Annotated in this window: 25 protein-coding genes; 10 read left to right on the top strand and 15 right to left on the bottom strand. The window is 49.4% G+C overall.

The genetic code is table 11. From position 1 onward, the window contains the following. Nucleotides 1-38: 38 nt before the first annotated feature. Nucleotides 39-1,373 (bottom strand): DRTGG domain-containing protein, encoded by a 1,335-nt coding sequence (locus BN3279_RS23135; protein ID WP_059054365.1) that lies wholly within the window; start codon nucleotides 1,371-1,373, stop codon nucleotides 39-41. A 52-nt stretch (nucleotides 1,374-1,425) separates the two neighbouring features. Continuing rightward, nucleotides 1,426-2,142, bottom strand: a complete 717-nt coding sequence (locus tag BN3279_RS23140) for a YwiC-like family protein (protein ID WP_232436935.1) — start codon at nucleotides 2,140-2,142, stop codon at nucleotides 1,426-1,428. Nucleotides 2,143-2,377: 235 nt separating this feature from the next. On the opposite strand from BN3279_RS23140, the gene BN3279_RS23145 reads away from it, so the two are divergent. After that, nucleotides 2,378-2,611 carry a DUF2249 domain-containing protein gene (locus BN3279_RS23145; protein ID WP_059054367.1) on the top strand — a complete coding sequence of 78 codons (234 nt, stop codon included), beginning with the start codon at nucleotides 2,378-2,380 and terminating at the stop codon, nucleotides 2,609-2,611. Between the two features lie 18 nt (nucleotides 2,612-2,629). Further along, nucleotides 2,630-2,965 (top strand): hypothetical protein, encoded by a 336-nt coding sequence (locus tag BN3279_RS23150; RefSeq protein ID WP_059054369.1) that lies wholly within the window; start codon nucleotides 2,630-2,632, stop codon nucleotides 2,963-2,965. A gap of 86 nt (nucleotides 2,966-3,051) precedes the next feature. On the opposite strand, the gene BN3279_RS23155 is transcribed toward BN3279_RS23150, so the two are convergent. The 3 genes from BN3279_RS23155 to BN3279_RS23165 all read right to left on the bottom strand — a co-directional run bounded on the left by BN3279_RS23155 (nucleotide 3,052) and on the right by BN3279_RS23165 (nucleotide 5,020). Continuing rightward, entirely contained in the window at nucleotides 3,052-3,345 is a 294-nt protein-coding gene (locus BN3279_RS23155) for a hypothetical protein (protein ID WP_059054371.1), read from the bottom strand. Between the two features lie 128 nt (nucleotides 3,346-3,473). Beyond that, on the bottom strand, nucleotides 3,474-3,818 hold the full coding sequence (locus tag BN3279_RS23160) for a YlbF/YmcA family competence regulator (RefSeq protein ID WP_059054373.1): 345 nt from the start codon (nucleotides 3,816-3,818) through the stop codon (nucleotides 3,474-3,476). Between the two features lie 38 nt (nucleotides 3,819-3,856). Further along, nucleotides 3,857-5,020: a DUF445 family protein gene (locus BN3279_RS23165; RefSeq protein WP_059054375.1), complete on the bottom strand. Its 1,164-nt coding sequence runs from the start codon at nucleotides 5,018-5,020 to the stop codon at nucleotides 3,857-3,859. Nucleotides 5,021-5,206: 186 nt separating this feature from the next. Between BN3279_RS23165 and BN3279_RS23170 the strand changes: the two genes are divergently transcribed. Genes BN3279_RS23170 through BN3279_RS23190 form a run of 5 tightly spaced genes read left to right on the top strand, consistent with a single transcriptional unit; the run spans nucleotide 5,207 to nucleotide 11,384 of the window. Beyond that, nucleotides 5,207-6,574: a YheC/YheD family endospore coat-associated protein gene (locus tag BN3279_RS23170; RefSeq protein ID WP_059054376.1), complete on the top strand. Its 1,368-nt coding sequence runs from the start codon at nucleotides 5,207-5,209 to the stop codon at nucleotides 6,572-6,574. 13 nt (nucleotides 6,575-6,587) lie between these two features. Further along, nucleotides 6,588-7,700 (top strand): YheC/YheD family endospore coat-associated protein, encoded by a 1,113-nt coding sequence (locus BN3279_RS23175; protein WP_059054378.1) that lies wholly within the window; start codon nucleotides 6,588-6,590, stop codon nucleotides 7,698-7,700. Nucleotides 7,701-7,723: 23 nt separating this feature from the next. Beyond that, a complete protein-coding gene (locus BN3279_RS23180; protein WP_059054380.1) occupies nucleotides 7,724-9,100 on the top strand; it encodes a YheC/YheD family endospore coat-associated protein in 1,377 nt (458 codons plus the stop codon). Beyond that, nucleotides 9,097-10,221: a YheC/YheD family endospore coat-associated protein gene (locus BN3279_RS23185; protein WP_059054381.1), complete on the top strand. Its 1,125-nt coding sequence runs from the start codon at nucleotides 9,097-9,099 to the stop codon at nucleotides 10,219-10,221. Before BN3279_RS23180 ends, BN3279_RS23185 begins: the two co-directional genes overlap by 4 nt. Before the next feature lie 53 nt (nucleotides 10,222-10,274). Next, nucleotides 10,275-11,384 (top strand): YheC/YheD family endospore coat-associated protein, encoded by a 1,110-nt coding sequence (locus BN3279_RS23190; protein ID WP_059054383.1) that lies wholly within the window; start codon nucleotides 10,275-10,277, stop codon nucleotides 11,382-11,384. 36 nt (nucleotides 11,385-11,420) lie between these two features. Here the strand turns inward: BN3279_RS23190 and BN3279_RS23195 are convergent, their stop codons facing one another. The 7 genes from BN3279_RS23195 to BN3279_RS23220 all read right to left on the bottom strand — a co-directional run bounded on the left by BN3279_RS23195 (nucleotide 11,421) and on the right by BN3279_RS23220 (nucleotide 19,213). Then, nucleotides 11,421-14,219, bottom strand: a complete 2,799-nt coding sequence (locus BN3279_RS23195; RefSeq protein ID WP_059054385.1) for an endo-beta-N-acetylglucosaminidase — start codon at nucleotides 14,217-14,219, stop codon at nucleotides 11,421-11,423. 95 nt (nucleotides 14,220-14,314) lie between these two features. Further along, a complete protein-coding gene (locus tag BN3279_RS24115; protein ID WP_187377837.1) occupies nucleotides 14,315-14,455 on the bottom strand; it encodes a hypothetical protein in 141 nt (46 codons plus the stop codon). Beyond that, complete coding sequence (locus tag BN3279_RS23200) at nucleotides 14,452-15,147, bottom strand: HAD family hydrolase (RefSeq protein ID WP_059054387.1); 696 nt, start codon at nucleotides 15,145-15,147, stop codon at nucleotides 14,452-14,454. The genes BN3279_RS24115 and BN3279_RS23200 overlap by 4 nt, the downstream gene beginning before the upstream one ends. A 71-nt stretch (nucleotides 15,148-15,218) precedes the next feature. Then, nucleotides 15,219-16,322, bottom strand: coding sequence for a GerAB/ArcD/ProY family transporter (locus BN3279_RS23205; RefSeq protein ID WP_059054389.1), 1,104 nt, complete (start codon nucleotides 16,320-16,322; stop codon nucleotides 15,219-15,221). 23 nt (nucleotides 16,323-16,345) lie between these two features. After that, the gene (locus tag BN3279_RS23210) at nucleotides 16,346-16,555 is read right to left on the bottom strand and encodes a hypothetical protein (protein WP_059054391.1); all 210 of its coding nucleotides are present in this window, start codon (nucleotides 16,553-16,555) and stop codon (nucleotides 16,346-16,348) included. Next, nucleotides 16,552-17,712: a Ger(x)C family spore germination protein gene (locus BN3279_RS23215; RefSeq protein ID WP_082673177.1), complete on the bottom strand. Its 1,161-nt coding sequence runs from the start codon at nucleotides 17,710-17,712 to the stop codon at nucleotides 16,552-16,554. The genes BN3279_RS23210 and BN3279_RS23215 overlap by 4 nt, the downstream gene beginning before the upstream one ends. A 13-nt stretch (nucleotides 17,713-17,725) precedes the next feature. Then, entirely contained in the window at nucleotides 17,726-19,213 is a 1,488-nt protein-coding gene (locus BN3279_RS23220) for a spore germination protein (RefSeq protein ID WP_059054394.1), read from the bottom strand. Between the two features lie 125 nt (nucleotides 19,214-19,338). Here BN3279_RS23220 and BN3279_RS23225 point away from each other — a divergent pair, with 125 nt between their 5' ends. From BN3279_RS23225 to BN3279_RS23235, 3 genes are read left to right on the top strand one after another with little or no spacing between them, the layout of a single operon-like run. Next, nucleotides 19,339-20,787 carry a spore germination protein gene (locus BN3279_RS23225; protein ID WP_059054396.1) on the top strand — a complete coding sequence of 483 codons (1,449 nt, stop codon included), beginning with the start codon at nucleotides 19,339-19,341 and terminating at the stop codon, nucleotides 20,785-20,787. Beyond that, a complete protein-coding gene (locus BN3279_RS23230; RefSeq protein WP_059054398.1) occupies nucleotides 20,784-21,944 on the top strand; it encodes a Ger(x)C family spore germination protein in 1,161 nt (386 codons plus the stop codon). The genes BN3279_RS23225 and BN3279_RS23230 overlap by 4 nt, the downstream gene beginning before the upstream one ends. 19 nt (nucleotides 21,945-21,963) lie before the next feature. Beyond that, a complete protein-coding gene (locus tag BN3279_RS23235) occupies nucleotides 21,964-23,079 on the top strand; it encodes a GerAB/ArcD/ProY family transporter (protein ID WP_059054400.1) in 1,116 nt (371 codons plus the stop codon). 13 nt (nucleotides 23,080-23,092) lie between these two features. Here BN3279_RS23235 and yfcE read toward each other — a convergent pair whose 3' ends face one another. From yfcE to BN3279_RS23250, 3 genes are all read right to left on the bottom strand, one after another. Then, nucleotides 23,093-23,644: a phosphodiesterase gene (yfcE, locus tag BN3279_RS23240; RefSeq protein ID WP_059054401.1), complete on the bottom strand. Its 552-nt coding sequence runs from the start codon at nucleotides 23,642-23,644 to the stop codon at nucleotides 23,093-23,095. 143 nt (nucleotides 23,645-23,787) lie between these two features. Continuing rightward, on the bottom strand, nucleotides 23,788-24,861 hold the full coding sequence (locus BN3279_RS23245; protein WP_059054403.1) for an FAD:protein FMN transferase: 1,074 nt from the start codon (nucleotides 24,859-24,861) through the stop codon (nucleotides 23,788-23,790). Nucleotides 24,862-24,968: 107 nt separating this feature from the next. Beyond that, nucleotides 24,969-25,517, bottom strand: coding sequence for a CueP family metal-binding protein (locus BN3279_RS23250; RefSeq protein WP_059054405.1), 549 nt, complete (start codon nucleotides 25,515-25,517; stop codon nucleotides 24,969-24,971). Nucleotides 25,518-25,763: the final 246 nt, after the last annotated feature.

Consider the following 25,763-nt stretch of genomic DNA (forward strand, 5'->3'; position numbering starts at 1 on the left):
GACAGGGCGCTAATTGTAAATTAGGCTTATTTTATGGATCAAGCATGGTCAATGGATTGCAAGGTCATAACCGCCTTGGAGATTAACATCTCCTGGTAGGTCAGCATGATCTCCAGCTTACAGGCCCGGCGGCTCATTTCCAGCACCAACGCACTGATAATTACCGGGTTCTCGATCTGTACCGGGCGAATGAAATACGTCGTTATGTTGTCCACTACGAAATCGCCACTGCTGGCATCCTTTGCCACTCTTAAGCCCGCTTGGGTCATCAATGAGGTCAAAACGCCGTGTGAAATGGTCCCGAGATCCGTGGACATCTGCGGCGTGATCATCCCACGAAAGAACAGCTTGCCTTCTGCATCCCGCTCTTCGGCAAACCCGTTCCACATCAGATGCTCGAACGTCTCGCCAAGCTGCGGCTGGTTGCGAACATCCCGCATCGCATGCAGCACCTCCCGGCGCGTAACGGAGGAGACAAGCTTACGATTACGGTCAACCACTGGCAGGAAATCAATCCCCTCCCAGACCATAATTTGCGCTGCCGACGCCAGCGAGGTCTGCAAGCCGACAGTAATCGGATGACGGGTTATGCACTTCTCAATAGTCTGATCCCCGTTCAGCTCTTCAACATTTTTGCGGCTGACGATACCTATGACCCGATTCCATTCGTCCACCACCGGAAAATGCAGGCTACCTGTCTCCAGCGAGAGCTGGTCAAAATCAGAAATATTGCTCGTCGCCTTAAGCATATTGACGCGTGGCTTGCGGGCTACAATATCCTCGACAAGCATAATTTTCTTTTTGATCAGACGGTCAAATAACGCCCGGTTAATCATGGAGGCCACGGTAAATGTATCGTGTCTTGAAGAGATAATGGGCAATGCCAGCTTATCGGCCAACGCCTTGACTTCACGGCTTGTCCCAAATCCGCCGGTAATCAGTACCCCAGCGCCTTGCTCCAAGGCCAGGGAATGCGCATTGTCGCGGTTCCCGACGATCAACAGGCTGCCTGCATCGATGTACCTGGCCATTGCATCGATCTTCATCGCACCGATAACATATTTGTGCAGGGTCTTGTCCAGGCCTTCCCCACCGCCCAGCACATGTCCTTCTACGATATCTACGACATCGCCGAAGCTCAATTGGTCAGAAATATTTCTCGGTTTCTTCTCTACACGAACTGTGCCAATCCGTTCCTTCGTGATAACAATACCGAGATTCTCCGCCTCCTTGACCGCGCGGTAGGCCGTCCCTTCACTGACGCTCAGCGCCTTGGCCAGCTTACGTACGGATATCTTCGTTCCGATCTTCAATCCTTCGATATGCTGTAGCAACTGCTCGTGTTTAGTTACGCTCTCTTCCGGCCCCTCCAACTGTTATACCCCCTTACCCGAATCTGTACTACTCTGTTTCTATTATACACATTCAGGCGTAAGTCAGCCAGACCGTAGACAGAACTAGTAGAGAGAACAAGATTTCAAGCATCCCGGACTGTTTCGCGGTGATTCCAGTCCGGGGAAGAGCGATGGCACGGCCCAGCAAAATAACGGCTACAACCGACAGCAAAGCCGAAGGGAGCCAGAGAGCCGATAATGCTAGACAGAGATGATAACTAACCGAATATCCATAAAAACGCCTGTTATGGCGCTCGCGAATGATTGTTTTTACATAAAAAGCCGTACCGATGAAGTACATCGTACTAATCAGGAACAGCTCGAAGGCCAGATAGTAGTCGTTACCACCTCCTAGCCGATACGACACGAACACCATCAAGCTAAACTGCACGATAGCTACCATATCGTTAAGCAAGGCACGCTCCCGCTTTCGCTTGGCGTAATAGACGTTAACAGCAAATAAGGGCAGGAATAGGAGAGCCATTAAGATAACACCGGGACGAATCCATAGCAGCCCTGCGGCTGCGGGAACCAGCAGAAGGCTATACAGGATTATAGGCCCCCTAACGCGGCCAAATTTGCCTGTACGCACCCATTGGAGAAGCGGAAACATCAATAAGTAAATGAGTAGCCAGCAAGTAAATAACCAGACATGAACGACTCCTGGAGTCGAGGCCAGCATACCGAATAGAAATGGAATAACGAGCATCGCCCAAGCCCCGTGTTGATTGGGAATATAGTCTTTCATTCTCAAAGCGGTTGATCGCTCCTTCCAGATGTTAGCAAGCACAAATTACCGACATTATAATCGCCTTTCCTCCCCGGTCCAGTGACTTCTGTCACTAGATTATTGACGGCTTAAGTAAACATAGCAGAGAAATATATTGCCATAGTCCTTCTTGTGATTTGTATCACATTCGTACCTAATCCCCTTGATATAATGAGTGCGAATCATCCAATACAACCATTCAGGAGGGACTCATATGAGCCAATACAAAGTAACTGTCAATGCTACGGAATATCCGCCGCAATTAAAACATAAAACGATTTTTGCCGCCTATAATTCGTTGCAGTCGGGTGAGGCTATGCTGCTCGTTAATGATCATGATCCGGTGCCACTGCGCTTTCAATTCGATGCCATGCATCCAGGCGCATTCACTTGGGAATATATCGAGCAGGGACCAGATATGTTCCAAGTAAAAATCGGCAAAAACTAAGCGGGGAGTTGCGACGCTATGGCTACAATTACTGTGATTGACGAGAAAACGATCAAGATTGCCGTACAGCTTGAAGATGCGCTGACCATGCTGGAAGAAGCGGAAAATCACTTGGAGCTGTATGCCGATGAAATTTTGATGATTGCCAAAAAGATGCCCGAATTTCAGTATACGTACTTCTGCTTCTATGCCTACGATACTGCTACCTTATTCGAGAAGATGCTTGAGATGGACCCTAAGCAATATTTATCCTTCTCTCTAGATGCGCCCGACTCCTTCTTCTACACGCTGTATGGGGGCATGAAGGGGCTTAGCGGTGCAGCCAGACTATGCCGCGCACTCACCCCAGAGTAGACGAAGTGGCAAAAAAAGCAGCAAGCGAGAGGTACGTCCTCTTGCTTGCTGCTTTTGCTATGTCCAGCTATTTTGGCCTCGCTGACTCACACATTCTCACGCTGCTCACCGCGCTCCTGCCATTGAAGCTGCCATTCCCGGTATTTGGCGCGCCGAATTTTATCCAATTCCCGCTGCTTCTCTTCGCTGACGCCAAGAATGAAGTATAGATGTGCCCCGATCACCAGAAAGGCAAACCCCGCCCATACGGCTCCAAACCAGGATACGAACCCGGCCCCCGGCTCAAAGGAAATTAACGGCAACGCGTACACCAGCATGGCCAAAGCCAGAATTAAATAAATGACGTTCTTCCATTTACTTGCTCTCTTTACGGTCTTCATCTTTCACAGCTCCCTCATTTCATAGAATAGAAGATTCCATGTTACCTTGTCTCTTCTATCTCTATGAACCAATCTGCAAGAATATGAGAGAAAGCTGTGATCTTATTCCAGAATTTCGGTTCGGCAGCTTAAGCTTCTCCTCCATACAGATGCTGCAAGCTATCGGTAATGATCTTGTTAACATCCTGAATAATGACGCTAAGCTTCTGCTCAGCATCGAACAAGCGACGAATATTGAGATTGAGGCTAAGCACTTCAAACAGCTTCTCCATCTGCTCCATTTCCTCTTGTGCAGGCATGTCTCCGGACATCATGCGTTGCTGTACCTCCGCCTGACGAGTACGGAAATTATCCAGCATTTGCTTGCTTTCAGGGTCCGCATCCACCAGTTTCATGGCTGCCGTAATCTCCGTTACCTCCTTGCTATCCTTCAGAGCTGCTGCCAATTCATGTGCCTTGTCGTAAATGTTCATGTAATCTCCTCCATCATAAATAGTTTTTTGTAAAAATCCTACCCGGTCCAGAGCATAAAGATGGCCTGGAACAGTCCAATAATGCCGCCGATCACGGCTCCAAACCACGTAATCATGCGAAACTCCCTGCCTGATACCCCCAGAATAATCTCTTCCAGACGCTCTACCGGGAATCTCCTCACCTGTTCCTCAACAAGTACAGGCAATTCCACCGCTTGGATCACCGCCGGAATAACGCCAGCGGCAACGGTTAACGCCCGTTCGGTCAGCCTTGGAATCCCGGCCACCACTTGCTCCCGCCAAGGTTCAACAAATGCCCCAACCCGGAGCTGCTCTACCCGCGTGATCCAATCATAGATCGGCCACTGCTCAATATGCTCACCCAGCCATACCCCGGCCTCCTGGCCCGTTATGATGGACAGCAATTCTGCCGCCGGCAATTCTCCGTACTGCTCCATTCTGGCTTCTATCGCCTGTGCCGTTTTGTCCAAGGTTGCCTTGCTCCGTAGCGCTTGCACAGCCCCAGGCGTAATTTTCTGTACCAGCTTATCTTCATCCATAAAAATCGCAGCCATCGTTCCAAGGAAACCACCGGTCTTGTCCATCATACCGGTTGCCAGCTTGGAGAGCATCCGCTGTCCGCTGGCTGATAGAAGTTCCTCCTCGGCAACTCGCAGCAATTCCCCCGCTAAGACCGTACTCCATACCTTGCGGTTCTCCTCGGACCAGCCGGGGACCAATTGTTTGAGGGGAACGCTCTTCGCATCCGACTGCTCCCACCAGGACTGGAAGCCCCGCAAAGCGGCTTGCCGGGCACCATCTGCCAGCTTGACCTTCAGCGCTTCCAGTTCCGCCTCACTCCATATTCGCAAAGCCGCTTGTTTTACGGTTAAGTCACCACGGCTTAGCTCCAGGAACCACCCCTGCGCTCTGTCCTCCAGCCGCTGGCGGAACGCTGGTCGCAGCACGGTCTCCTGCAAGCCTTCTACCGTAACCAGATATTCAGACACCACCCTCCCCAGCGACAGAGCGATATCATCGCGCCGCTTGGGAATAAGCCCCGGTGTAAACGGAACATGAACCTTACCAATATGTACAGCATTCCTTGGGTGGAACAACATCTTGATCGCAAAGTGATTGGTGACTCCGCCAACGAATGCCGCTACCAGGATGCTCACCAATATGTATAGCCAGTCCTGCACCTTTCCTCCTCCTTCTGTCTCGTACACTGAAGAATAGTGACGTCCCCCGCCCAGACTAAGGGAAAAACGGGCATAGGTTAATCACCAAGGATTCTATGTCCTCATATGATACATTACATGCATTTTACGCAGATGATCTTTACTTGCATCCAGGACCCCAGCTTAGCTTGGAAGGAGATCCGCTACATGCCCTCCAGAAAAATAACGATACAGATCATGAGTTCGGGCCTGCTAGAAGATGACATTCTTGTGCTCGGAGACATTCTGATCAAGCAATGGAGAATACCTACTCATCTTCCGCTCCTGCTTACCTTCGGATCATTCCGACAACGCGTCAAGGTTGTTCCATTATCACGTTCCGATGGAATCCGGCTTAGCTCCGGTCTCGCGAAGAAAATGGGCATTCAGCCGAAAGCCACTCTGCGGCTGATCTACCGTCCCCATTCCTCGACCCTTCAGTTTGGGCCGCTGCTGGGCATCCTGCTCAGCCAGGACTTTGCGGGCAACCCGGAACGACCTTTCGGGCAGATGACCCTGTTTTGCCGGGAACTTGTCAATGCCTGCTCACGCCAAGGGGTGTACGTATATTTCTTCACCCCCAAGCATATCGGCACAAGCTCGGGCCAAGTGACAGGTTGGGTCTACGGCAACGGATGGAAGCAGACTCAACTGCCGGCGGCAGATGTATTCTACAACCGGCTGAATTCACGGAAACTGGAGAATAAACCTAGCGTACAGCATTTTATGAAAGAAGTAAAATCTCGCTACGGCAGCCATTTCTTCAATGAGAAGTATCTCGACAAGACCGAAGTATTCGATGCCATCGAGCGGGACGGTTCCATTCAGCGCTACCTGCCCGAATCTCACCTGTTTCGAAACTACGCCATGTTGAAAATGATGTGCAGCAAGTATCCAATAATTTTTCTTAAACCGATCAGAGGCAGTCTGGGCAAAGGCATCATCCGCATCTCCCGGCTTGAGGGAGGCACCTACCAAACCCTGACCGCTCAAGTTGGAGGCACGCGTCGACAGACATATCCCAACCTCACAAAGCTGTTCCAATCGTTGTCTGGCAAAATGAAAACTACCCGTTACCAAATCCAGCAGGGGCTTCACCTTATCGAAGTGGATCACCGGCCGGTGGATTTTCGCGCGCTTGTGCAGAAGAATCTGTCTGGAAAGTGGAACACGACCTCCATCGTGGCACGAATCGCCGGAAGTCAGCATTTTGTATCTAACCTGGCCCGCGGGGGTAGCCTGAGCACCGTCAAGGAGGCCATTGCACGCAGCATGCTACCCGCTGGAGTCAAGAGCAAAGTCGGAACGAAGCTAAAAAATGCAGCCCTCGATATTGCACAAAGCGTGGACACTCACATCCCGGCTCACTTCGGAGAGTTCGGCATCGATTTAGCCGTGGATACCAGTGGACGGGTATGGCTACTTGAGGTCAATTCCAAGCCGTCCAAGAACGACAACACTCCGATGGGCGAAGGGAAAATTCGTCCTTCGGTCAAGCAAGTGATCGAATATACCCGCTACCTCTCAGGCTTCTAAGGAGGGAACCTTCATGATCAAGCATCCGCAAGGTGCCGTTGGAATACTTGTAGCCGAAAGCGAAGGCCCGTTCCCGTTCGCAGAGCCCGCCTTCTGCCGAAAGTTATGTACCATCGGCGAAAGACAGGGGCTATGTGTATACGTCTTCTGTCCGGCCTGGATAACAGATGGCAATGCGGGAGGTATTCAAGGCTATACCACCCAGCGCGGAACCTGGGTCCGCAAGCGGTTCCCACGACCCGATATCATCTACGACCGCTGCCTGATCCATGACCGCAAGCAGCAATTACGCAAGCACCGGCTGCTCTCCCGGCTCGCCGACGAGCATCCGTTCATTTGTCTGACCCGGGGACTCGCAGGTAAATGGGCCGTTCACCAAGCCCTGCGCCAATGCCCGGAAGCAGCCCCTTATCTCCCGGAGACCGAGATTTACAAAGGCCCTGCTCAATTAAGCGAATGGCTTCAAGCCCATAATGGCGAGGTCTTCCTGAAGCCCCGCAATGGTACTCACGGAAAGCGAACCTTGTACGCCAAGCTCCAGCATCCGAACGGGGAACTTAGGGTCATTGGGCGCAGCGGGAGAAATTCGATATTCCGCCGACGGTTCTCTTCGCAGCAGGAAGGCTTGAAATGGGTAGACCGATTTACCGGCAAACGCCCTTTCTTAATTCAGCCCTACCTGCAACTCAACAGTACCGGAGGCGAACCGTTTGACGTCAGGGTGCTGATGCAGAAAAATGCCACAGGGACCTGGAGCCTTACAGGAATGGCGGTACGCGCGGGCCAAAAACACTCCCTCACCTCGAATCTGCACGGTGGAGGCACCGCTCATCAAGCCTTGCCGTTTCTGATTCGAGAGATCGGCGAGACAGAAGGAAAAGCCGCCGTCGCCGCCATCCGCAAGTTGTCTCTCTTGATCCCGGAGTATCTAGAGACCCGCTTCGGTCGGCTGGCAGAACTTGGCCTTGATTTTGGCGTTGACCGCCAGGGTCGCGTGTGGGTGCTGGAGGTCAACTCCAAGCCCGGGCGGTCCTCGTTCTTCCGTATCGGTGACCCGGAAAGCGCCAGAAAGTCGCTGGAAAACCCCATTTTCTATGCCCGCTACCTGCTGCAGAGCAAACCCTGAAAACGTTTAGGAGGATAAAATCCATGAGTTTGACTTTTTGCAACGTCCATTTCACGCAGGCTCCCGAACGGGTCGTCTACGTGTCAGGGGCTCTAATGAAAAACCTCAAGCTGTCGGGGAAGAAGTCGGTTCATCTCAGATTGGGCGGAGAACGGGTTCCCGCCACGGTTAAACGCATTAACAAAGCTGGAAAACACCTATATCTCGCAGGCGGTGTTCGCAAGGGCATCAAAATTCCCAAGCCAGGTGGCGTATACCTTCGCAGCCTTCAAGAGGGAGAAGTACAAATTGGCCCACTGATCGGTGTCCTATCCGACGGACCTACCTCGTCGCAAACGAATCCGTTCGGATCACGCACCGGCTTCATTAAGCAGCTTCTGCGGCAAGGTAGCCGCACCTCTTACATTTTCGCTTTCACTCCAAGGGATATTGACTGGGAGGACGAAACCGTTAACGGCTACTTCCTGAACGAAGCGGGGAGATTCATCCGCAAGCGCGTGCCGCTGCCTGATGTGGTGTATAACCGTTTGCCCAGCCGCCGGGCCGAGACGACCAATCCGATCAACCAATTGCGAGAACGGTTCGTAAGGCGCAGAATTCCTTTCTTCAATTGGAGTTTCTTCAATAAATCCGATATATATCGCCTGCTGGAGAAGGATGCCACTGTGGGCCGCTACGTACCTGAGTCCATCATGAGCCCTTCCTCTGAACAGATCAAGGAGATGCTGGAACAGCATTCTTTGATTTATTACAAGCCGAATAGCGGAAGTCTGGGTAACGGAATTTACCGCCTTTCCTACATCCCCAAGAGCGGATATTATGCCAGATACCGGAAAAACGGGCGTAATGCCTTAATCCGCTTCTCTTCCTTCGCCAGTCTGATGAGAACACTACAGGCCCGCCACGGCCGCTCGCTACGCGGATATGTCGCTCAGCAAGGCATACGGCTCATTGAAATTGACGGCTGCCCCATCGACTTCCGCTTCCATATGCATAAGAACGGTAGAAATCAGTGGGCCGTCGTTGGCATCGGTGCGAAGAAAGCAGGCAAGGGCAGCGTAACCACGCATCTTAAGAACGGTGGCTCCTTGCTGACGCCGGAGCAGGCATTAAGCCGTACCTTCGGCAGTCGGGCTGACGAGGTCCTTCGTAATGCTAAAGCCATCGCCATTACACTAGCCGAGGCAATTGAGTCCCATCAGCAGCATTTAATCGGGGAGATTGGCTTCGATATCGGGATCGATCGGGAAGAGCGCATCTGGATGTTCGAAGCCAATGCCAAGCCAGGCCGCTCCATCTTCAAGCATCCGTCCTTACGGGCGGAGGGCAAGGCCTCCGTGGAACATATACTTGAACATTGCCTCTATTTGAGCAAATTTCGGAGGAGGGATGGCTCATGAGCACTCTGCTCCTGAGCGAGAAGAAGCCTATCGTCGCCGTATTGACGGTGGATGACGAGGCCAGACAATTTCGCGGCAATCGTGCCAACTTTAGAGATCTCGTCAAAACTGGCCAGGAGCTTGATTGCCCCGTTTATGTCGTGACCGCCAGAGATTTAAAGCTCAGCGCCAAGCGGGTGCAAGGCTATCTATTCCACCCCGAAGATAAGTCGTGGCGGAAGCATTGGCTCCCCTTACCTGATGTTGTTTATAACCGGATTCCTCTGCGGGAGGATGAGAGAAGACCCGAGGTAAGGCGGAAAATCGACGAGGTCATCCGGCACGATTCCATCCATCTGTTCAACCCGTGCTTCTTCAATAAACGCCGCTTGTTTGAATGGCTGAAGAAGAACAAAACAACCAAAACGCTTGTTCCTGGAACAAGGAAAATGCTGGGCCCCAAAACGCTGTCAGCCATGCTTCAGCAGTATAGCAGTCTGTACCTGAAGCCGGAGAGCGGCAAGGCAGGCAAAGGAATTATGCTCGTCCGACTGGACGAAGGCGAAGCCAAACCTTACCGTCTGACCATCCAGGGAGATAAACGGAAAAATATCGTATACAAAACCGCCAAGCTCCGGTTGCTCTGGAAGCGGATCAAGGCAGAAACCGGCAGTACGCCGTATATCATGCAAGAGGGTATTGAATTGTCCTCCTTCCAAGGACGCCATTTCGACCTTCGCGTGCTCGTCCAGAAGACAGGCAAGGGCGTCTGGATGGTTACCGGAACAGGAGCCCGGCTTGCTGGCCCCAAACGGATTACCACCCATGTGCCACAAGGAGGCAGTATTGAAGATCCGGAGAAGATGCTGATTCCGGCCTTCGGCTCTGACATGACTCAATTCCTGCTGGGTCGTGTCAAATCGAATGCCGTCCTCATCGCCAAGCAAATTGAAAAGGAATCCGGATTTTTGTTGGGGGAAATGTCGATGGACCTTGGCGTCGATACGGACGGACGGTTGTGGTTCTTTGAAGCCAATGCCAAGCCGATGAAATTCGATGAGCCGCATATCCGTAAAAAATCATTGGAGCGCATCGTTCAATACAGCCAGTTCTTGTCCCGTCAACCTAAAGTTAGAACGTGAGCCTGTGATCTGGAATGAAAGTAGCGGCCATCCCAGCAAAGAAGGTGATCTTGTTGTCACAACCCGTTCTAGGCATCTTGACCTTGTATCTCAACGACAAGAAACAGCTTGAGGAACGGCATATCTATCAGAAGATGATTACGGAGGGGCAGAAGCTGGGTCTGGATATTTTCGTCTTTACGCCCATGGATGTATCCGACCAGAAGAAAATGATATTCGCCCTCATGTATGACCCCAAGCAAAAAAAATGGTACCGGCGCTGGCGAAGCTTTCCACAGATGATCTTTGACCGTTGCCGGATTCAACGCAGCAAGCGATTTGATCAATTACTGAGATTTCGCGCCAAATACGGACATCTCACGTTCCTTAATCGCCCGCTTCGCAACAAGTGGACGATATATCAAACCTTGGCCCGTAGAGCCCGCTTCCGGCCACATCTGCCCGATACCGTCCTATTTGAGAGCAGCAGCGATGTATTTGGACTCTTGAAGAAACACCCCACCGTGTACGTCAAGCCCATTAACGGCACGGGGGGACGCGGTATTGTGCGAGTAGAGCAACTGGACCGGGAACGCTTTCTGATTCAGGGACGGCGGCAGAATCGCCGCATCGTCTCTCCCCGTAAAATCCATAAATCACAGCTTGGTGCCTTTCTGCTTGGATGGAAGGGAGGCCAAGGACGCTTCCTTGCCCAGCAAGGGATTCAGATCATGCTTCCCAGCGGCAGAGTACACGACTACCGCATGTTGGTCCAGAAGAATGGTCAGGGCAAGTGGGAGGTCACGGGCTGCGCAGGCCGGGTGGGTCCCCCGCGTAGCGTAACCTCCAACCTCCATGGGGGAGGGCATGCCGTCGCGATGAACACGCTGCTCCAGCAATGGATTCCCAGCGAGGAACGGCGCCAGGAGGTCCGACGGGGTGCCGAGAAGCTTAGTCTGGAGATTGCAGCCGATCTGGAGGATACCTTCGGCGCACTCTGTGAGCTTGCGCTGGACCTTGCCATCAACAAGCAGGGGCAAATTTATTTGTTAGAGGTAAATCCGAAGCCAGCCCGAGAGGTATTTAACCGATCAGGCGATCCGGATGTATATCGCCAGTCCATCGTCAAGCCGCTGGAATACGCCTTATGGATGCATAAGCAAAAAGCCGCCCTCTCCTCTTAGGAGAAAGCGGCTTTTGCTTTGTGCTTCAAGGAACGGTCAAGATGTAGGCTCTCCACCTTTTAGATAGACCGGTTCCGATTGGTTCCCGGCATAATCCTCCATAATGACGTAGACATTAGCCGCAGTCGAATTAAAGCTTAAGGAAGCCTTGGTTGTTCTGCCGCGAATGATACGATCCTTGTTGCCAACGCTGTAGGTAGTCGGGAACGATCTTAGCACTCCGTCCTCATAGACGTATAAATAACGCCAATCCCGTATTTCCGGCATAGGCAAATTCAATCGGTTACCTTCCCATGACCACGCTTCTGCATAAGGCTCCACCACTTTATCGATGAAGTTGCCGCTTACCGAGACGGGGGTACCACTTATAGAAGATAAAGTGACCACATAGTCGTCACCATTCGTTGGCATCCCACTGAACAGGACAGAGGCTTGTCCCGCCGGAGCCGTCGCTTGCTCGAATACGGGCTGAGGAGTCGTAATCCAGTCGAGCGATTGCACACTCACCTTCACGTCCGTACTACCCGATGAAGCCGGAGTCCAAGACACTTCAAACTCACCATTCTCGCGGGAGTCCACCTGAATATTCGTTGGTGAAGCATTTAAATCAAAAGAAATTTCTGCAGCCAGCCCTTCTCGTCCGTCAGCTCCTACAGGAACTACCTTAACTACCCCAGAGCGGGCAGGCAATTGCTTGATATAGAAAAGTTCATCATACTTGCCGCCCACGTAAACGTCGTTAACGTATACATTATATTGCTTTACGTTGTCATAGTTGGTATCCATCTGCCAGCTAACAACCATTTCCTCCGTATCTGTGTATGCGGCGGTAATTTGTGCTCCTGCCGGAGCTGGTGGCGTCACCGCTGAACCGTCATAGATGCGGATTTGTCCAATATTCATCTGATAATCCGAAATAGTGTCTGCTCCCGGGTCAAATACAAGACCAAAGGCTGCGATAGCTTGACCCGCATAAGCGCTTAAGTCCAATTCCGCATGAACCCAACCGTCGGTTTGACTACCGCTTCCCTCCACAGGAATTTCTACAACGGTATCGGGTTGATCGGCAAGAATAATTCCGATCTTCATGGTAGAATCATCATCCGCCGTCACCTTGTTGTAGGTGATAGAGAGCTTAGAGGAAGCATTGATATCCAGACTCGTCTTATAAAGTCTCAAGAAATTGGGAGCATTCAGATGTCCATTAACAACAAGTGAGCTGCCACCTTGATAAGCTCCAATTTGTTCATAATCAAAACGTGTGGTTGTTCCAATATTGTATTCAGGACCATAATCAAAATCGACCGTAAGCTTGTCGCCCTCGGTATCCTGCCACCACTGCCAGGTTACCGGAACATCCTGCAAGCTCATGTTAGACCACTCTGCTTCATTGGAGATTTGACCATCCACATAATAGTTCAGACCGTGACCGGTATTAAAATTTGTATAAAAGTTTGATTCTCCGATGACAGAGCGTTCTGCAATCGCAGAAGCGATCCCCGGCCAATAACGGTTATCGGCGTAAACATCAGAGGCTGTGTTCGTGGACGATACCGACGTATTCCTGGGATCACCGTTAGGACCGGACCACCACAGTTGCTCGCGCACTTTTGTCATCCACTGGTAATCATTCTCCGCACGATGCTTCACTGGCCAGGACAAGCCCATATCTTCATCCAGTCCCGCATGTACAAAGTCTGCCCCTAATGTAGCCAGACTCAACTGCAACAAACCGTTATTATCCAGCTTGCTACGTAGCGCCGAGCCCTGCACGCTCTTGAAGCGGTCGCGTCCGGCCTCCAGACCCGCAAAGCCCACATCAAAGAGGTTATAGTTCGTACCATAATTTTGATTCAGACTGTTCAGATAATTCTTGGCTCCATTAATTTGGGAACTTCCCATGCCATAATCGAAGAAATAAGATTGCGATACTTGCTGGCCATCATTCTTGTCATACAAGAATGAAATATTGTTATCGTTGAAGGTTCTGGCGAACGTGTTGGCCCCGTTAGCCGTATTCAATGAATCGTACCATTGTACGTACAAGCCGCCCTGTTGCAGCGTCTTCATAAATCCTAAGTAATCAGGAATATCAGCCACTGCCACATTGGGTCCTTGCTCCTCCTGGTTCACAAAGTAACCATCATATCCGTAGTATTCAGCCATTTCAATCAGCTTCTCCGCTACAGGATAATTGCCGTTCTCGTCCTTAACAAGCATTTGCTTATAAGTTTGCTGGCCACGGTCATTGTTGGAGAAGAAAATGCCTGCCAGGGAAAGGACACCGTTCTTATGTGCTGCATCCGTATAGGTTGGATTGGGAATGTTGAGTATGCCGAATTCGAACCATTTCTGCTGCCAGTTCTTCTGTGCCAGCTCATCGTAATACTCGGGTGGCGTGTAGGCCGTCGCTGTGCCATGCCAATAGGAGAAGTAATCAACGTATTGCCAGAAATTAAAATGATATTGGGCAAATTTATTGGTGTAAGGTGCATTTTCGATAAAGGCATTCCCATAATCCCCGGACACATTTATCATTTGGGCATCCGGATTCAAGTTGGGATTGGCTTGTGTTGGAGCAAATGCATTAATTCGAGGCTGTAAGGGTACACGCGACCGGAGCAACTCCCCGTCACGATCCGTCTCCGGACTCCAACGAAGGATTTGGCCACTGGTGTAGCCATGAACGCTAGGCTGATTGTTTCCATGGGCACTATCTCCCTCAAACGGCCAAGTATCTCCCGCCTGTGCGGCTGATGGGAATACGGCTACGAGTAGTCCCGCTGCCAAAATCATCGACGTTATTTTCGATACCGGTTTCCTTCTTTTCTGCATGTCCACATCAACTCCTCTATTCATGTATGCTGCCATTCCCTTACCAGGGATGTTCTTACTCCAGACACCTCCCTGTAATTGATTTCAATACCAATCTATCCCATGTAATCCCTTTCAAATAGAGTAGAAAATAAAGATATTAGGGATAAATTAAAGAAATGGGCATTTATATTCCATTTATTTAATTTAAAAAATGGCGCAAAAAAAGCCGGAATATCCGGCTTATCTACAGTCATTGCTCTTCAGCTTCATCAAATAATTGCAGCAATTCATCAAATCGGTGAATCAAAATGTCGGCTCCCGCCAACTCCTGTCCGTCTCCAAACCCGGCATAAGCACAACCAATAACGATCTGACCATTTTGTTTGCCGGCTTCGACGTCCGAGGAACGGTCTCCCACCATCCAGGCCTTTGACACGCCATGATGGTCCAGCAGCAACCGAACCAAATCGACCTTCGTCTCTGTTTCATATTGACCTGCACTGTAAAGCCCCTCGAACAACGGAAGAATTCGGTGGGTGTCCGCGACCCCCTTCACATAATGCTCCAGTCCATTACTGGCAACAAACAGTTTTACTCCTCTGCTGCGAAGAGCCTCCAGCGTCTCCGGCACATCGGGATATAACTCCGTAACCTGCCCCTTAAGCCCCTCAAGCTCCAGCTCTAGCAGCAGCTCATCTGCACGACGATGTACCTCTTCCCCATGATTCGGGATCACTCTTCGCCAAATTTCCGGCAGCAGCATACCCAAGCTGCCCAGGATCAACTCCTCCGGAGGTGTCTCCTCGTTATAGAGCCCCTCTTCACGCAACCGGGCAAATACTTGATGAAACACAGGAATCAGCAAGGTCTCCGTCTTGAACAAAGTGCCGTCCATATCGAAGATGATCGCATCCGGCCTAGTTAATTTGATATCTTTCTTCTCCATCTCCACATTCCTTCCGTCTCGGTATATAGCCCCATGATATGCCAAACCGACGTTGCTTGTAAACTATTCGGCTAGCCAGATTCCGGCTTGGTCCGTTGTTCCCGGCGAGTCTTGATCTCGGCGAACACGAGCAGGAGCAGAGGCAAGATAATTTCGAAAGGAACTGCATAAATACTGTATATGTAAATGGTCCAATATTGCATTTCCATAATGTTATCGTAGAGCAAATAAGCCAAATAAGTGGTGAGCAGCCCCGCTTGAATGACGACGCTGCGATAGCTGTCCAGACCAAATAGCTTGGCAATCCCCTTGCTCGCAGCCATGAGACACACGCTTAGCTTCATAAATACACATATGACGAAGACAATGGATACCGAGCCCTCTATTCTTTGAATAAAATCCCCAACATTAATTCTGCCAACTGCCGCATAGGAAGGAAAATACACATTATCAATAGTGTAAACACCCAGCACCATAATATTTCTCACCGAGATAAACAGAACCAAAATTCCGCCAATAATCAAGCTATACAGAAAGATACCTGTTAAGGGTTTTTTGCCTTTAACCGAGGATATGGCCCCCAGGAAAACAACCGCTTCGGCAAATGGGAAGGAAAAGGCAGAGAACGTTCCTTTCCAGACGCGGGGCCAGCCTTGATCCAAAATGGGTAGAAGATTCTGATAACGCAATTTCCCTAAAACGAGCAGGAATACAACCAGCATCGTCACCAGGCACATGTTTAGCAGCATTCTTCCGCTCCTGCCCATGGTTTCAATTCCTGCTCGCACAACCCCCACTCCCAGCGCCACTACAAAGAACATGGGTACTAACATCGGGGTCTCTGGCATGGCCTCCGCTTCCATGAACTCGCCAAAATTCCGCAAGACAAGAGCACCCAGATGAAAGGCATACCAGATATACACCAGGATGAACATCTTTCCAATCCATTTGCCAAATATATGCTGAGCGATGTCAAATATATTTTGTCCCGGGTACAACGACAGCACCCTAGCCCATGCCCAATAAAGCGGTGCGGCCATCGCCATTGCCAACAGGATGGAAATCCATGAATCAGTCTTGGCTTCTCCTGCCGCACCAAGAATCATGGTGCTGCCCATGATATAAAGAGTCAGAATTGTTCGGGCCTCACCGCGGCTAATCATTTCCTTATCCAATGCATTTCCCTCCCGTCAGTCAATTAAGATCCAAACATATGGCTGATCCATCGCTCAATCGGCTTGACCGGACTCGGCAGGTCCAGACCGCTTGCCAACAGGATGGCTATCGTGAATGAGAATAGACACATCGCACAGCTCACGTAAAAATCTTTTTTCTTGCCATTTTTATAATTCTGAACCTGATCCACGAGTACGATTACCACATAAGACAACAACGTGAACAAGATCATTTGTCATCCTCCTCAATCAGAATCGGCTTGATGGAGGACGCTGTATTTTTAATAATCACCTTGGACTCGACGGTGACCTTGAGCTGTGAAAATCTTTCATCCCAGTCAGCCTCCAGTCCCTTCCACTGCTTGGGCATGCGTTCATGAATGATGCGGCCAAATCCAAACACATCCTGCTTGTATTTCTGCTGTGCGTATTGGATGACTTTCATCATCTCAGCCTCCATCGTGTCTTCTGCCAATTCCTCTACCTCAACTCGGCCCTTCTCCGTATAAAAGTCTACCTTTTGCAGTACCTCGTCCACGGCCATGACGGTATGAGTTTGAACCTGAATCTGTACTTCTCCATCCACGATGACGGGCTTAACCTTCGTTTTATTACTGAAAATTTCCAGGGAAATGCCTGGTGGCCGATCATATCCCCCCAGGGCAACAACGCCCCCCTCCAACTCATTCCGCAACATAAGCACATACTTGGTTTGCAAGTAATCCATCTTGCCTAACATTCGGTCCATATCGAACACCGCTAATCCGTTGATGGAAGCCGTTTCTCTCCCATTATTATCCTTCAGGTAAATAACTGGCAGAATGCTGCTGATGCCCGGCGTATTAATGGTATCCACGAAGTCCCACAGTTCCATCACCGGCGACGCAGATACGTTTTTTTCATTTTTCAAAATATCTTCGATTCTGTAGGATAGCGGGTCACTAACTTTTTCTTTGGAATCCAGAATTTCTTTAGCTGTCTTCTCTCCCGAAATTAAAACATGGATATCCGATCTTGTTTCTGTGTCCCGAATATACCAATCGATGACCTTAGCCGCCCCGCTCCGGGCAATCTCCTCACTCATAATTAGTGATTTGGCATGGGCCCAATATAATTTCGTACCCGATTCGGTGATGATGCGGCGTACAATATCAAAGATGGTATATCCGGTCAGGGTAATCAACTGGGAGCCGGTGTGCATGCTATCATTTCCCCCGGTGGGGTCCACAAGTTCTACCGTAAGCACAATCTTGTCGTCCTCTCCCTTATCAATAGCGATGCCGGCCACTGTCGATAATTTATCGACTTCCCCATAATTCCAGCATCCGGTTGACGAAGAGAGTAAGGTGAGACACATGATCCACAAGGTGATTCTCCTGCACTGCTTCATGTTCTTCACCTGCCTATCTTGAGACTTTTTTAATTCGCTGCCTTGCCTGAGATAACGGCGCTTTTAGTTTGGTCTGCCACCAGGGAGCACGAAATACCGTATCCTGAATGTCCTCCTCCTTGAACGAACCTACCGTGAGCATATAGGGAATTCCAAAGCTCCGAAGACTCATCAGATGAATAATTAAGCTCATCATGCCAAATAAGTAGCCGTAAATCCCCAGGAACGACGATAACGAGAGCAGTAGAAAGCGCGAAAGGATGGAGGCCGCCTTCATCTTAATATTTAGCAAAGTCGTGATGCCTGTAAGACCAACTACAATCACCATCGGGGCACTGACAACCCGCGCTTCTACAGCAGCTTGCCCCAATACAAGGGCACCGACGATACTTACTGCTTGCCCTACTGAAGTGGGGATTCTTGTCCCCGCCTCTCGTAAAATTTCGAAAACAATCAGCATCATGAAGCATTCGGCAACCGTTGGGAGTGGCACGGACTGTCTGGCAGCCGCAATGCTTAGCAGCAATGGCGTGGGCATCATCTCCTGGTTATAGGTAACCAGAGCGATATAGATGGCCGGAATACTGATGGCCAGGAATTCGCCCAGGAAGCGAATAGCCCGGTTGAACGAAGCAAAGAAATAGTTGCTATAATAATCCTCGCTAACTTGGAAGTATTCCACGAAGAGAAACGGAACCGTCAACGCAAACGGACTTCCATCAACAAGTATGGCGATGCGACCTTCGAGAATTTTACCCGCTACAGCATCCGGTCGCTCTGTATTCCCTACCGTTTCGTAAAGTGATAGAGGCGTATCTCGAATCATCTCCTGAAGCTGCCCGGAATCAAGTACAGCATCAATATCTAGACGCTCCAAGCGCTTAGTAAGCTGCTTGAGGATTTTAGGTGAGACAACACTCTCTACATAGCAGAGGCATATGCTGGTGTTCGTCGTCTTGCCAAGCTCCATGAACTTGAATTTGAGATCGGGACTTGTCACTCTCCGCCGTAATAGTGACAGGTTTATAGTCAGCGATTCTGTGAATGCCTCCCGTGGCCCCAACACCGCCTTCTCGGTTCCCGGATCGGAGATGCTCCGGGTTTGCCAGCCTTGAGTGCCTATAATGAGTGCTCTTGCCTGTCCCTCCAGCAGCAGTAGCGTCTCCCCGTACAATAACGAATTAAGAATGTCCTCCATATCATCAGAGAAACGAAGATCACCAGCGTCAATCAGCCAATCCGTCATGATTTTCATAAAGGAATGTTCATCATGCTCCTCTGTAGGTTGATAGCTAAGGACAGGCCTGAGAATGTTATTGCTTAACGTGTCATGACTAACCATACCTTCAATATAAATAACGCAGCCAAATACGTAGGACAAGGATGGGTGGCGGAAATGGCGTATCTTCACCGTATCATCACCGGCAAACATATGCTTGAACAAGGCTATATTTTGCTCTACTGATTCATGAAGTCCTTCCTTATCCCGCAATGTTCTCATCCTTTCTTCATATGCATCTCCTTATGTTATGTCCAAATTAGTTAAAATCATGTTTCGCCCTCATATTTTCCGTTCTTTTCAGCATCCTAAGGGTACATCTTGAATCTATCTTTAGGAGGAGAATCATGGACAGCCCACGCTTGAAGGCCTTGATTGACCTGTTGTCCCACTGTGCAGATATCGTTCATAAGCCGCTTGAAATCCTGGGACAGTCCGGAGTCCTTATTTATATCTCCTCCATTACCGACAGCTTTGCCATTCAGGAGTACATTGTCTCGCCGCTGCAAATGGAACCCAGACTAAAAGAAGATAGCTGGGATGATTTTGCCACTCGGCTGGCCTCTGGAATCGCTTTTCCCCTGCCCTATACTCCGACCGAATCTCACATTGAAGCGGCCGATTGTGTCGTGATGGGCAAGCCGGTCTTATATGTAGAAGGCAGTCCTGTATTTTATTGCTTCGAGGAAGCAACGCAATATCAGAAGAGAGCCATTACGGAATCGCAAAATGAAGTCGTCATTGTAGGCCCCCAGGAAGCATTTATTGAGAATATCGGAACCAATTTAGCATTGTTGCGCCACAAACTGAAGCATCCCGACCTCAAGATTCGCCGGCTAACGATCGGGGAGTATACCAAATCAGCCACTTGCATCATTTATGTTGAGGGCTTAGCCTCTCAGGAGCTTGTTGAACAAATCGAAGGAAAGCTGGCCTCTATCTCAACTAAAGGTGTCTTTGGTGCCAGCTATCTAAGCGAAAGTCTGAACACCAATCTTACCTTGTTCCCCTTGTTTCAGTTCACGGAACGGCCTGACGCCGTTGCTGCTTCCTTGTTAGAAGGACGTATTGCGATTATGGTTGACGGAACGCCTAGCGTCATGATGGCTCCCATGAGCATGATCTCGCTATTGCAATCTTCAGAGGACTATTATCAGAACTTCTATGCTGCGAGTTGGATTCGGCTCGTAAGGTTTTCCTTTGCTCTGATTGCCTTACTCATGCCTTCACTGTATATCGCAATCACGACATTCCATCCACAGATTATTCCGTCCAATCTGCTGATCACCATTGCTTCTGCCCGTGAAAACATTCCCTTCTCGGCGTTGACTGAAGCTTTCGTGATGGAGCTTACTTTCGAGGCACTAAGAGAGGCCGGCACTCGAATACCCAAGCCCGTTGGACAAACAGTGTCCATTATTGGCGGGATTGTCATTGGGCAAGCTGCGGTCCAGGCTGGCATCGTATCAGCTCCCATGGTCATCGTAGTCTCTATCACCGGCATCGCTTCATTTATTATTCCTCACATTCAATTGGGATTAGTGTTACGACTTCTACGATTCCCCCTGATGATCATGGGCGGAACGATGGGCCTGATCGGCGTCTTCGCGGGAACCTTCCTTATTTATGCACATGTTGTATCACTCAAGTCATTTAATACGCCATATCTGGAACCGCTGGCCCCCTTAATTATCGCGGAGTGGAAGGACACCTTCTTCCGCTTTCCGTTTCCAGCAAGAGCTACGGAGAACCTTCCCTTTAACCCCAAACGCAATCCCAAAGGAGCCGGAAAATGACAAAATGGCTGCGCTATATCCTCATTCTGTCGCTATTATTGCTTACCTGCACTGGATGCTGGTCCAAAATTGAGCTGGATGAATGGGTATTTGTTTACGGTCTGTTCATCGATGTAGGGGAGCAGCCCGGAACGTTAAAGGTCTACATTAGCACGCCCCTGCCCAACCATCTTAATAACGGAGAGCAAAGCGGGGGTAACAGTCCCGGCGAGAAACCCTATGCCTTGATCAGCAAAACGGCTGATACAATTCCTGACGCCTTGCAGAAAATTCAGGAGGATATGACCCGAAGGCTGAATTTGTCAGAAATCCGCGTCATTGTGATAGGCAAGAAGTTTGCCGCCTTAGGCATTGCCGACTTGCTGGAGTGGATTAAGCGGGAGTCCTCCGTTTCCATGGGAGCCTTCATGCTAGCCGCTGACAATATCAGTGATATTGCTCAGTTAACTCCCGTTTACGAGCAAGCCCCAACGCAAGTGCTCACAAGCTTCGCCTCGGAGAGACATATGATGAACACTACCGCCAGGGACTGCCTTATCTCTAATGCTGCCGGCCTTGGCTTTCCACTCACTTATTTATACTCAGAACGCATTCCTTCGGAGGAGCAGCCCAAGCAAATATTGAATTGGACAGGTATTGGCGGAGCTGCGCTGTTCAATAAAGAAAAAATGAAGGGCAGGCTGGAAATTGAAGAGGGCAAGGCCTTGGCATGGGCATATGGACGATTGCAAAATCCCATCTATTCCATCGTCTGGGATGGGGAGAAGAGTCGGGCGAGCGTGCTTTTCACCCAATCTAATTCCAGTTATGAAGCGAAGCTTGAGGACGGACGTCCTGTATTTACTATTCGTATTAGCGGGAGAGCCAGCGTAAGCAAAGTCAGGGATATCAAGAAGCGGAATTCTTTACATCTTAGTGCGGTCATTATTGAAAGGTTGAATGAGAGGATTGGTAGCGAAGTGGAACGGGCTATGGAAGCCACACAGCAAGCCTCTACAGATGTGCTGAGGTTAGGCGAATTGCTGGAATGGAAATATCCATCGTACTGGCAAGCCCATCGTGAGGATTGGGAGAAGACTTATAAGGAAGGGACAACCATCAAGATCATCACCGATTTCAAAATCAATGATTTCGGGAAGCAAACTCAGGATTCGTAAGAAAGAAAGGAAGGAAGGCATGGAGATGCGTACGTCACCTTGGCAACTATTTCGCTTTGGGTTTGTCTATTTTAATTCCCAGTCCACTGTATTTCTGGTGCCTGCCTTGCTAGCAAGCAGTACCTACAATGCTTGGATGGGAGTCCTTGGGGGGTATTTATTAAGCTTGATATTACTGGGAGCGATGATTTATATCGGCAGCAGATACCCTGAACTCCCTTGGCTTCAATTCGGCAAGTCGCTGATGGGCAAGTGGCTGCATGGCGTATTTGTCATACTCTTGCTAGCCTGGTGTGTATACTACACTTCATATGACATCCAGAGCTTTGTGCTATTCTTCGGATCAAATTACTTGAGAAATACTCCACCCTGGTTCCTTCAGGCGGTGATCGCACCTATCATCATGTACACGGCCATGCGTGGCGCGAAGAATATCATCTATATGGCTGACGGTCTGTTTGTTCTTATTTTGGCCTCAACCACATTAATATTGCTTCTGTTTACCCAACAAGCCAATTTTCATATGCTAAGTGCGCTTCCCCATCATCTGCTCCCGTCCTCAGAGCTATTTGAGAACAGCTTGACGACCTTATCGTGGTTCGCAGAGTGGATGATATTCCTGTTCATTGTTCCTGACCTTAAGCTGGATAAGAACGCCGCGAGGAGCCTGTTCGCCGTCGCCAGCGTTCTAAGCTTGCTAGTCATTACCGGGTGGTTATTGGCACTTATGAACTTTGGACCTCAATTGGCCCGCCAATTCCAGTACCCTTATCTGGAGATCATCCGCAGTATGGAGCCAGATAGCATCCTATCCAAGGTGGCCCCTTTAGTCATCGGAATCTGGACCACCTCCATGTTCATTCATAGTTCTTTTCTGATCTATGCCGCCTCCCGCTGTGCTACTTATTTCACAAAAGCAAAAGGACATCGCTTCTTCATTGTACTGATGACGGTATTTGCTGTATGTATCGCCTTCTATTACTCTAATCACCTGTCACTTTATCAGAAGCATTATTATTCCATGGAAGTGGTGATTATATGGATTGTTGTCGAGTGTATTCCTGTTTATTATGCCGCCGTCTATCTGGTTGGTTTACTTCGTCGTGGCAAGAGTCTCCGATTATCGCGGCGGTAGGTTCTGGAGTAAGTTAATGAGAGCAGACGATTTGCTTCAACGTATTGCCGTTAAAATCCTTCACGCTAAAATGGCCGTGATCCAAAATGCCATATGAATTAGGATGGTTCTCTTTAGGCAAAGCTATCGATCCTGGATTAAGCAGATATATGCCTTGCTGGTTGCATTCAGCTACCGGCACATGAGTATGCCCCTGAATAAAGATATCGTTCTCCCTTAGTGGCGGAAGTTGTTCCATATGAAAGCCATGCCCATGCGTCACGTAAATACGCATACCATCAACATACAACATGGCGTAATCCGCCATCATCGGAAACTCCAGCAGCATCTGGTCCACCTCGGCATCACAATTTCCGCGAACGGCCACAATGTTCTGCTTATGCAAGTTCAACATTTCTACTACCTGCTTTGGATCATATCCCTCAGGCAGGGGATTTCTGGGACCATGATACAAGAAATCGCCTAGCATGACCAGTTGATCTGGCTGCTCCTCCTTCGCCTTCTCTAACGCCCGTTCCAGCCAGGCTGCAGATCCGTGAATATCGGATATAAACATGATCTTCATATTCAATTCTCTCCTTATCATTTATGTATTAAAGAAAGGCAGTGAAGCACTGGCGAGCCAACGACCGGTGCTTCACCTTCCTCTTTCTCAACAACTCAGCAAAAAGACGCCCCTCTTACCGGAACGTCTTTCCTATACTCAGCTTACTTCACAAGTGTATACCCCTCGCTGGATATCTTGAACAGATCCTTCAAGCCTGAGGTAATGTAAATTTTATCATCCTTGGTGATGAAGATGGCTTCAGAATCATCCTCACGGCCTTCCATATACTTAAGTCCATCCTCAAGCCCCAACACATACACATACGTGGACAAAGCGTCCCCTGCCGTAGCTGAATCTGTCAGGATTGTCACGCTTTTTAACTCATTTTGGGCTGGAGCTCCGGTCCGCGGGTCCAGAATATGATGATACATCACTCCATCTTCCACGAAATAACGTTCGTACACACCTGAGGTCGTGATGATTTGATCGTTAAGGCGAATCGTTCCCACGGAGATGCCACGGGAGCTGTCCGGGTCTTGCAGACCAATATTCCAGCTCTCTCCATTAGGCTTGGCACCCATGGCAATAATCGAACTTCCTCCCAAATCGATCAATGCACTCTTCACGCCTTCTTCACGCAGGTAAGCAGCAATTACGTCGGCTGCGTAGCCCTTCCCAATCGCACCAAGATCAAGAATCATGCCAGGCTGCTTCAGATAAATCGTACTCTCGGCTTCCTCCACCACAATATCCTTGTAGTTGACCAGTGCCAACTCACGTTGCAAGTCCTCCTGAGCCGGGACATGAGCTCCCTCATGCCCGATATCCCAAAGGTCCACCAAGCCACCAACGGTAGGGTCAAATAGCCCGTCCGCCTCCTCGGCATAAGCCAGCGCTAGCTTCATAACCTCCAGGGTATGTGCCGACACCTTCACCGGCTGCTTGCCAGCCTCCTGATTAACTTTATAAAGCTGACTTGTCTCAAGGGTACGACTTAACTCATCGTTCAATTCATTTAGCATTTCATCAATATGGTTGAGATGCTCTTCTCCTTTGGCATCCTCGTACAATTTGACGCTTACAACCGTGTCAAAAATATAATACTGTCTGGACACTGGCTCTAGTGCCGGCTCTTGCTTGCTTGTATTGTTTCCGCAGCCAGATAGCATGACAGCTACCATGGCGACTAACGCCAAGGCAACCGCAACTTTCCGCAAATACCGTGTTAATGACATTCTTTCACCTCGTTCAATAATTCCACGCCTCTGTGGTGTCTTGTCGCCAATACGTTGTATTGTATCCCCATTGTCCCCAAGTAGTCCAGTAAGTTAATCACCAGAGGTTAACTTAAAGAAAATGTAGTTACACACGTATTATCCGTATCAAACGTGGAAATTTCCGACTCGGCCTTTTTGCCCTCATATTCAATAGTCATAAGGTAAGTTTGATCACGCGGCAGCCAAAGATCAATAAACCCGTTGGCTTCTGATTTCATGACTTGATCAACTATCCTGTTGCCCTCCACGTCCGTTACCGTAACCTCAAATTCCTGCTCGGTCAATTCACCCTGGCAACCCGTCAGACTATGAATCTGACAAGGATGGGTTTGATCTATATATGGGGCCACGGATACAAAAAACTCCTCTTGGGGCAACGTGTACACCTTCTCATCAGCACTGCCCCCGTTCACAATCAACTCCCGCGGAGTAATCGATGCCGACTCAGCCGCCAGCTTCCCTACACTATAATCATGAACCATTTGCTTAATGCTTTGCGTATCCAGTACATTCTGGTCTGCCTGCTTCTCCCCAGACCCGTTGAACAGCAGAAACCCGCCGATGGCAGCAACTATCACAACCCCGGCTCCGAGTATAACCATTTTATTCTTCATTTAATGGCACCCTTTCTATAGAAAGAAATCATCCAAAATCTGTACGAAACTGCCCCGATTATACCATAGGTCATATTTGGGAAGCTATTAACCAATTAGTCATTAAATTGAGACTATAATCACACAACCAGGCATGAAGAACCATATAAAATATTGTAAAAGGAGGGAAAAGCTCGGAGGGTGTCGAAAGAAGAGCTCTATACTGATGAAATTACATACTAATAACTATAAATTATTTGGAGGTTT

It is taken from the genome of Paenibacillus senegalimassiliensis (genome assembly GCF_001486585.1).
Taxonomy (GTDB): domain Bacteria; phylum Bacillota; class Bacilli; order Paenibacillales; family Paenibacillaceae; genus Fontibacillus; species Fontibacillus senegalimassiliensis.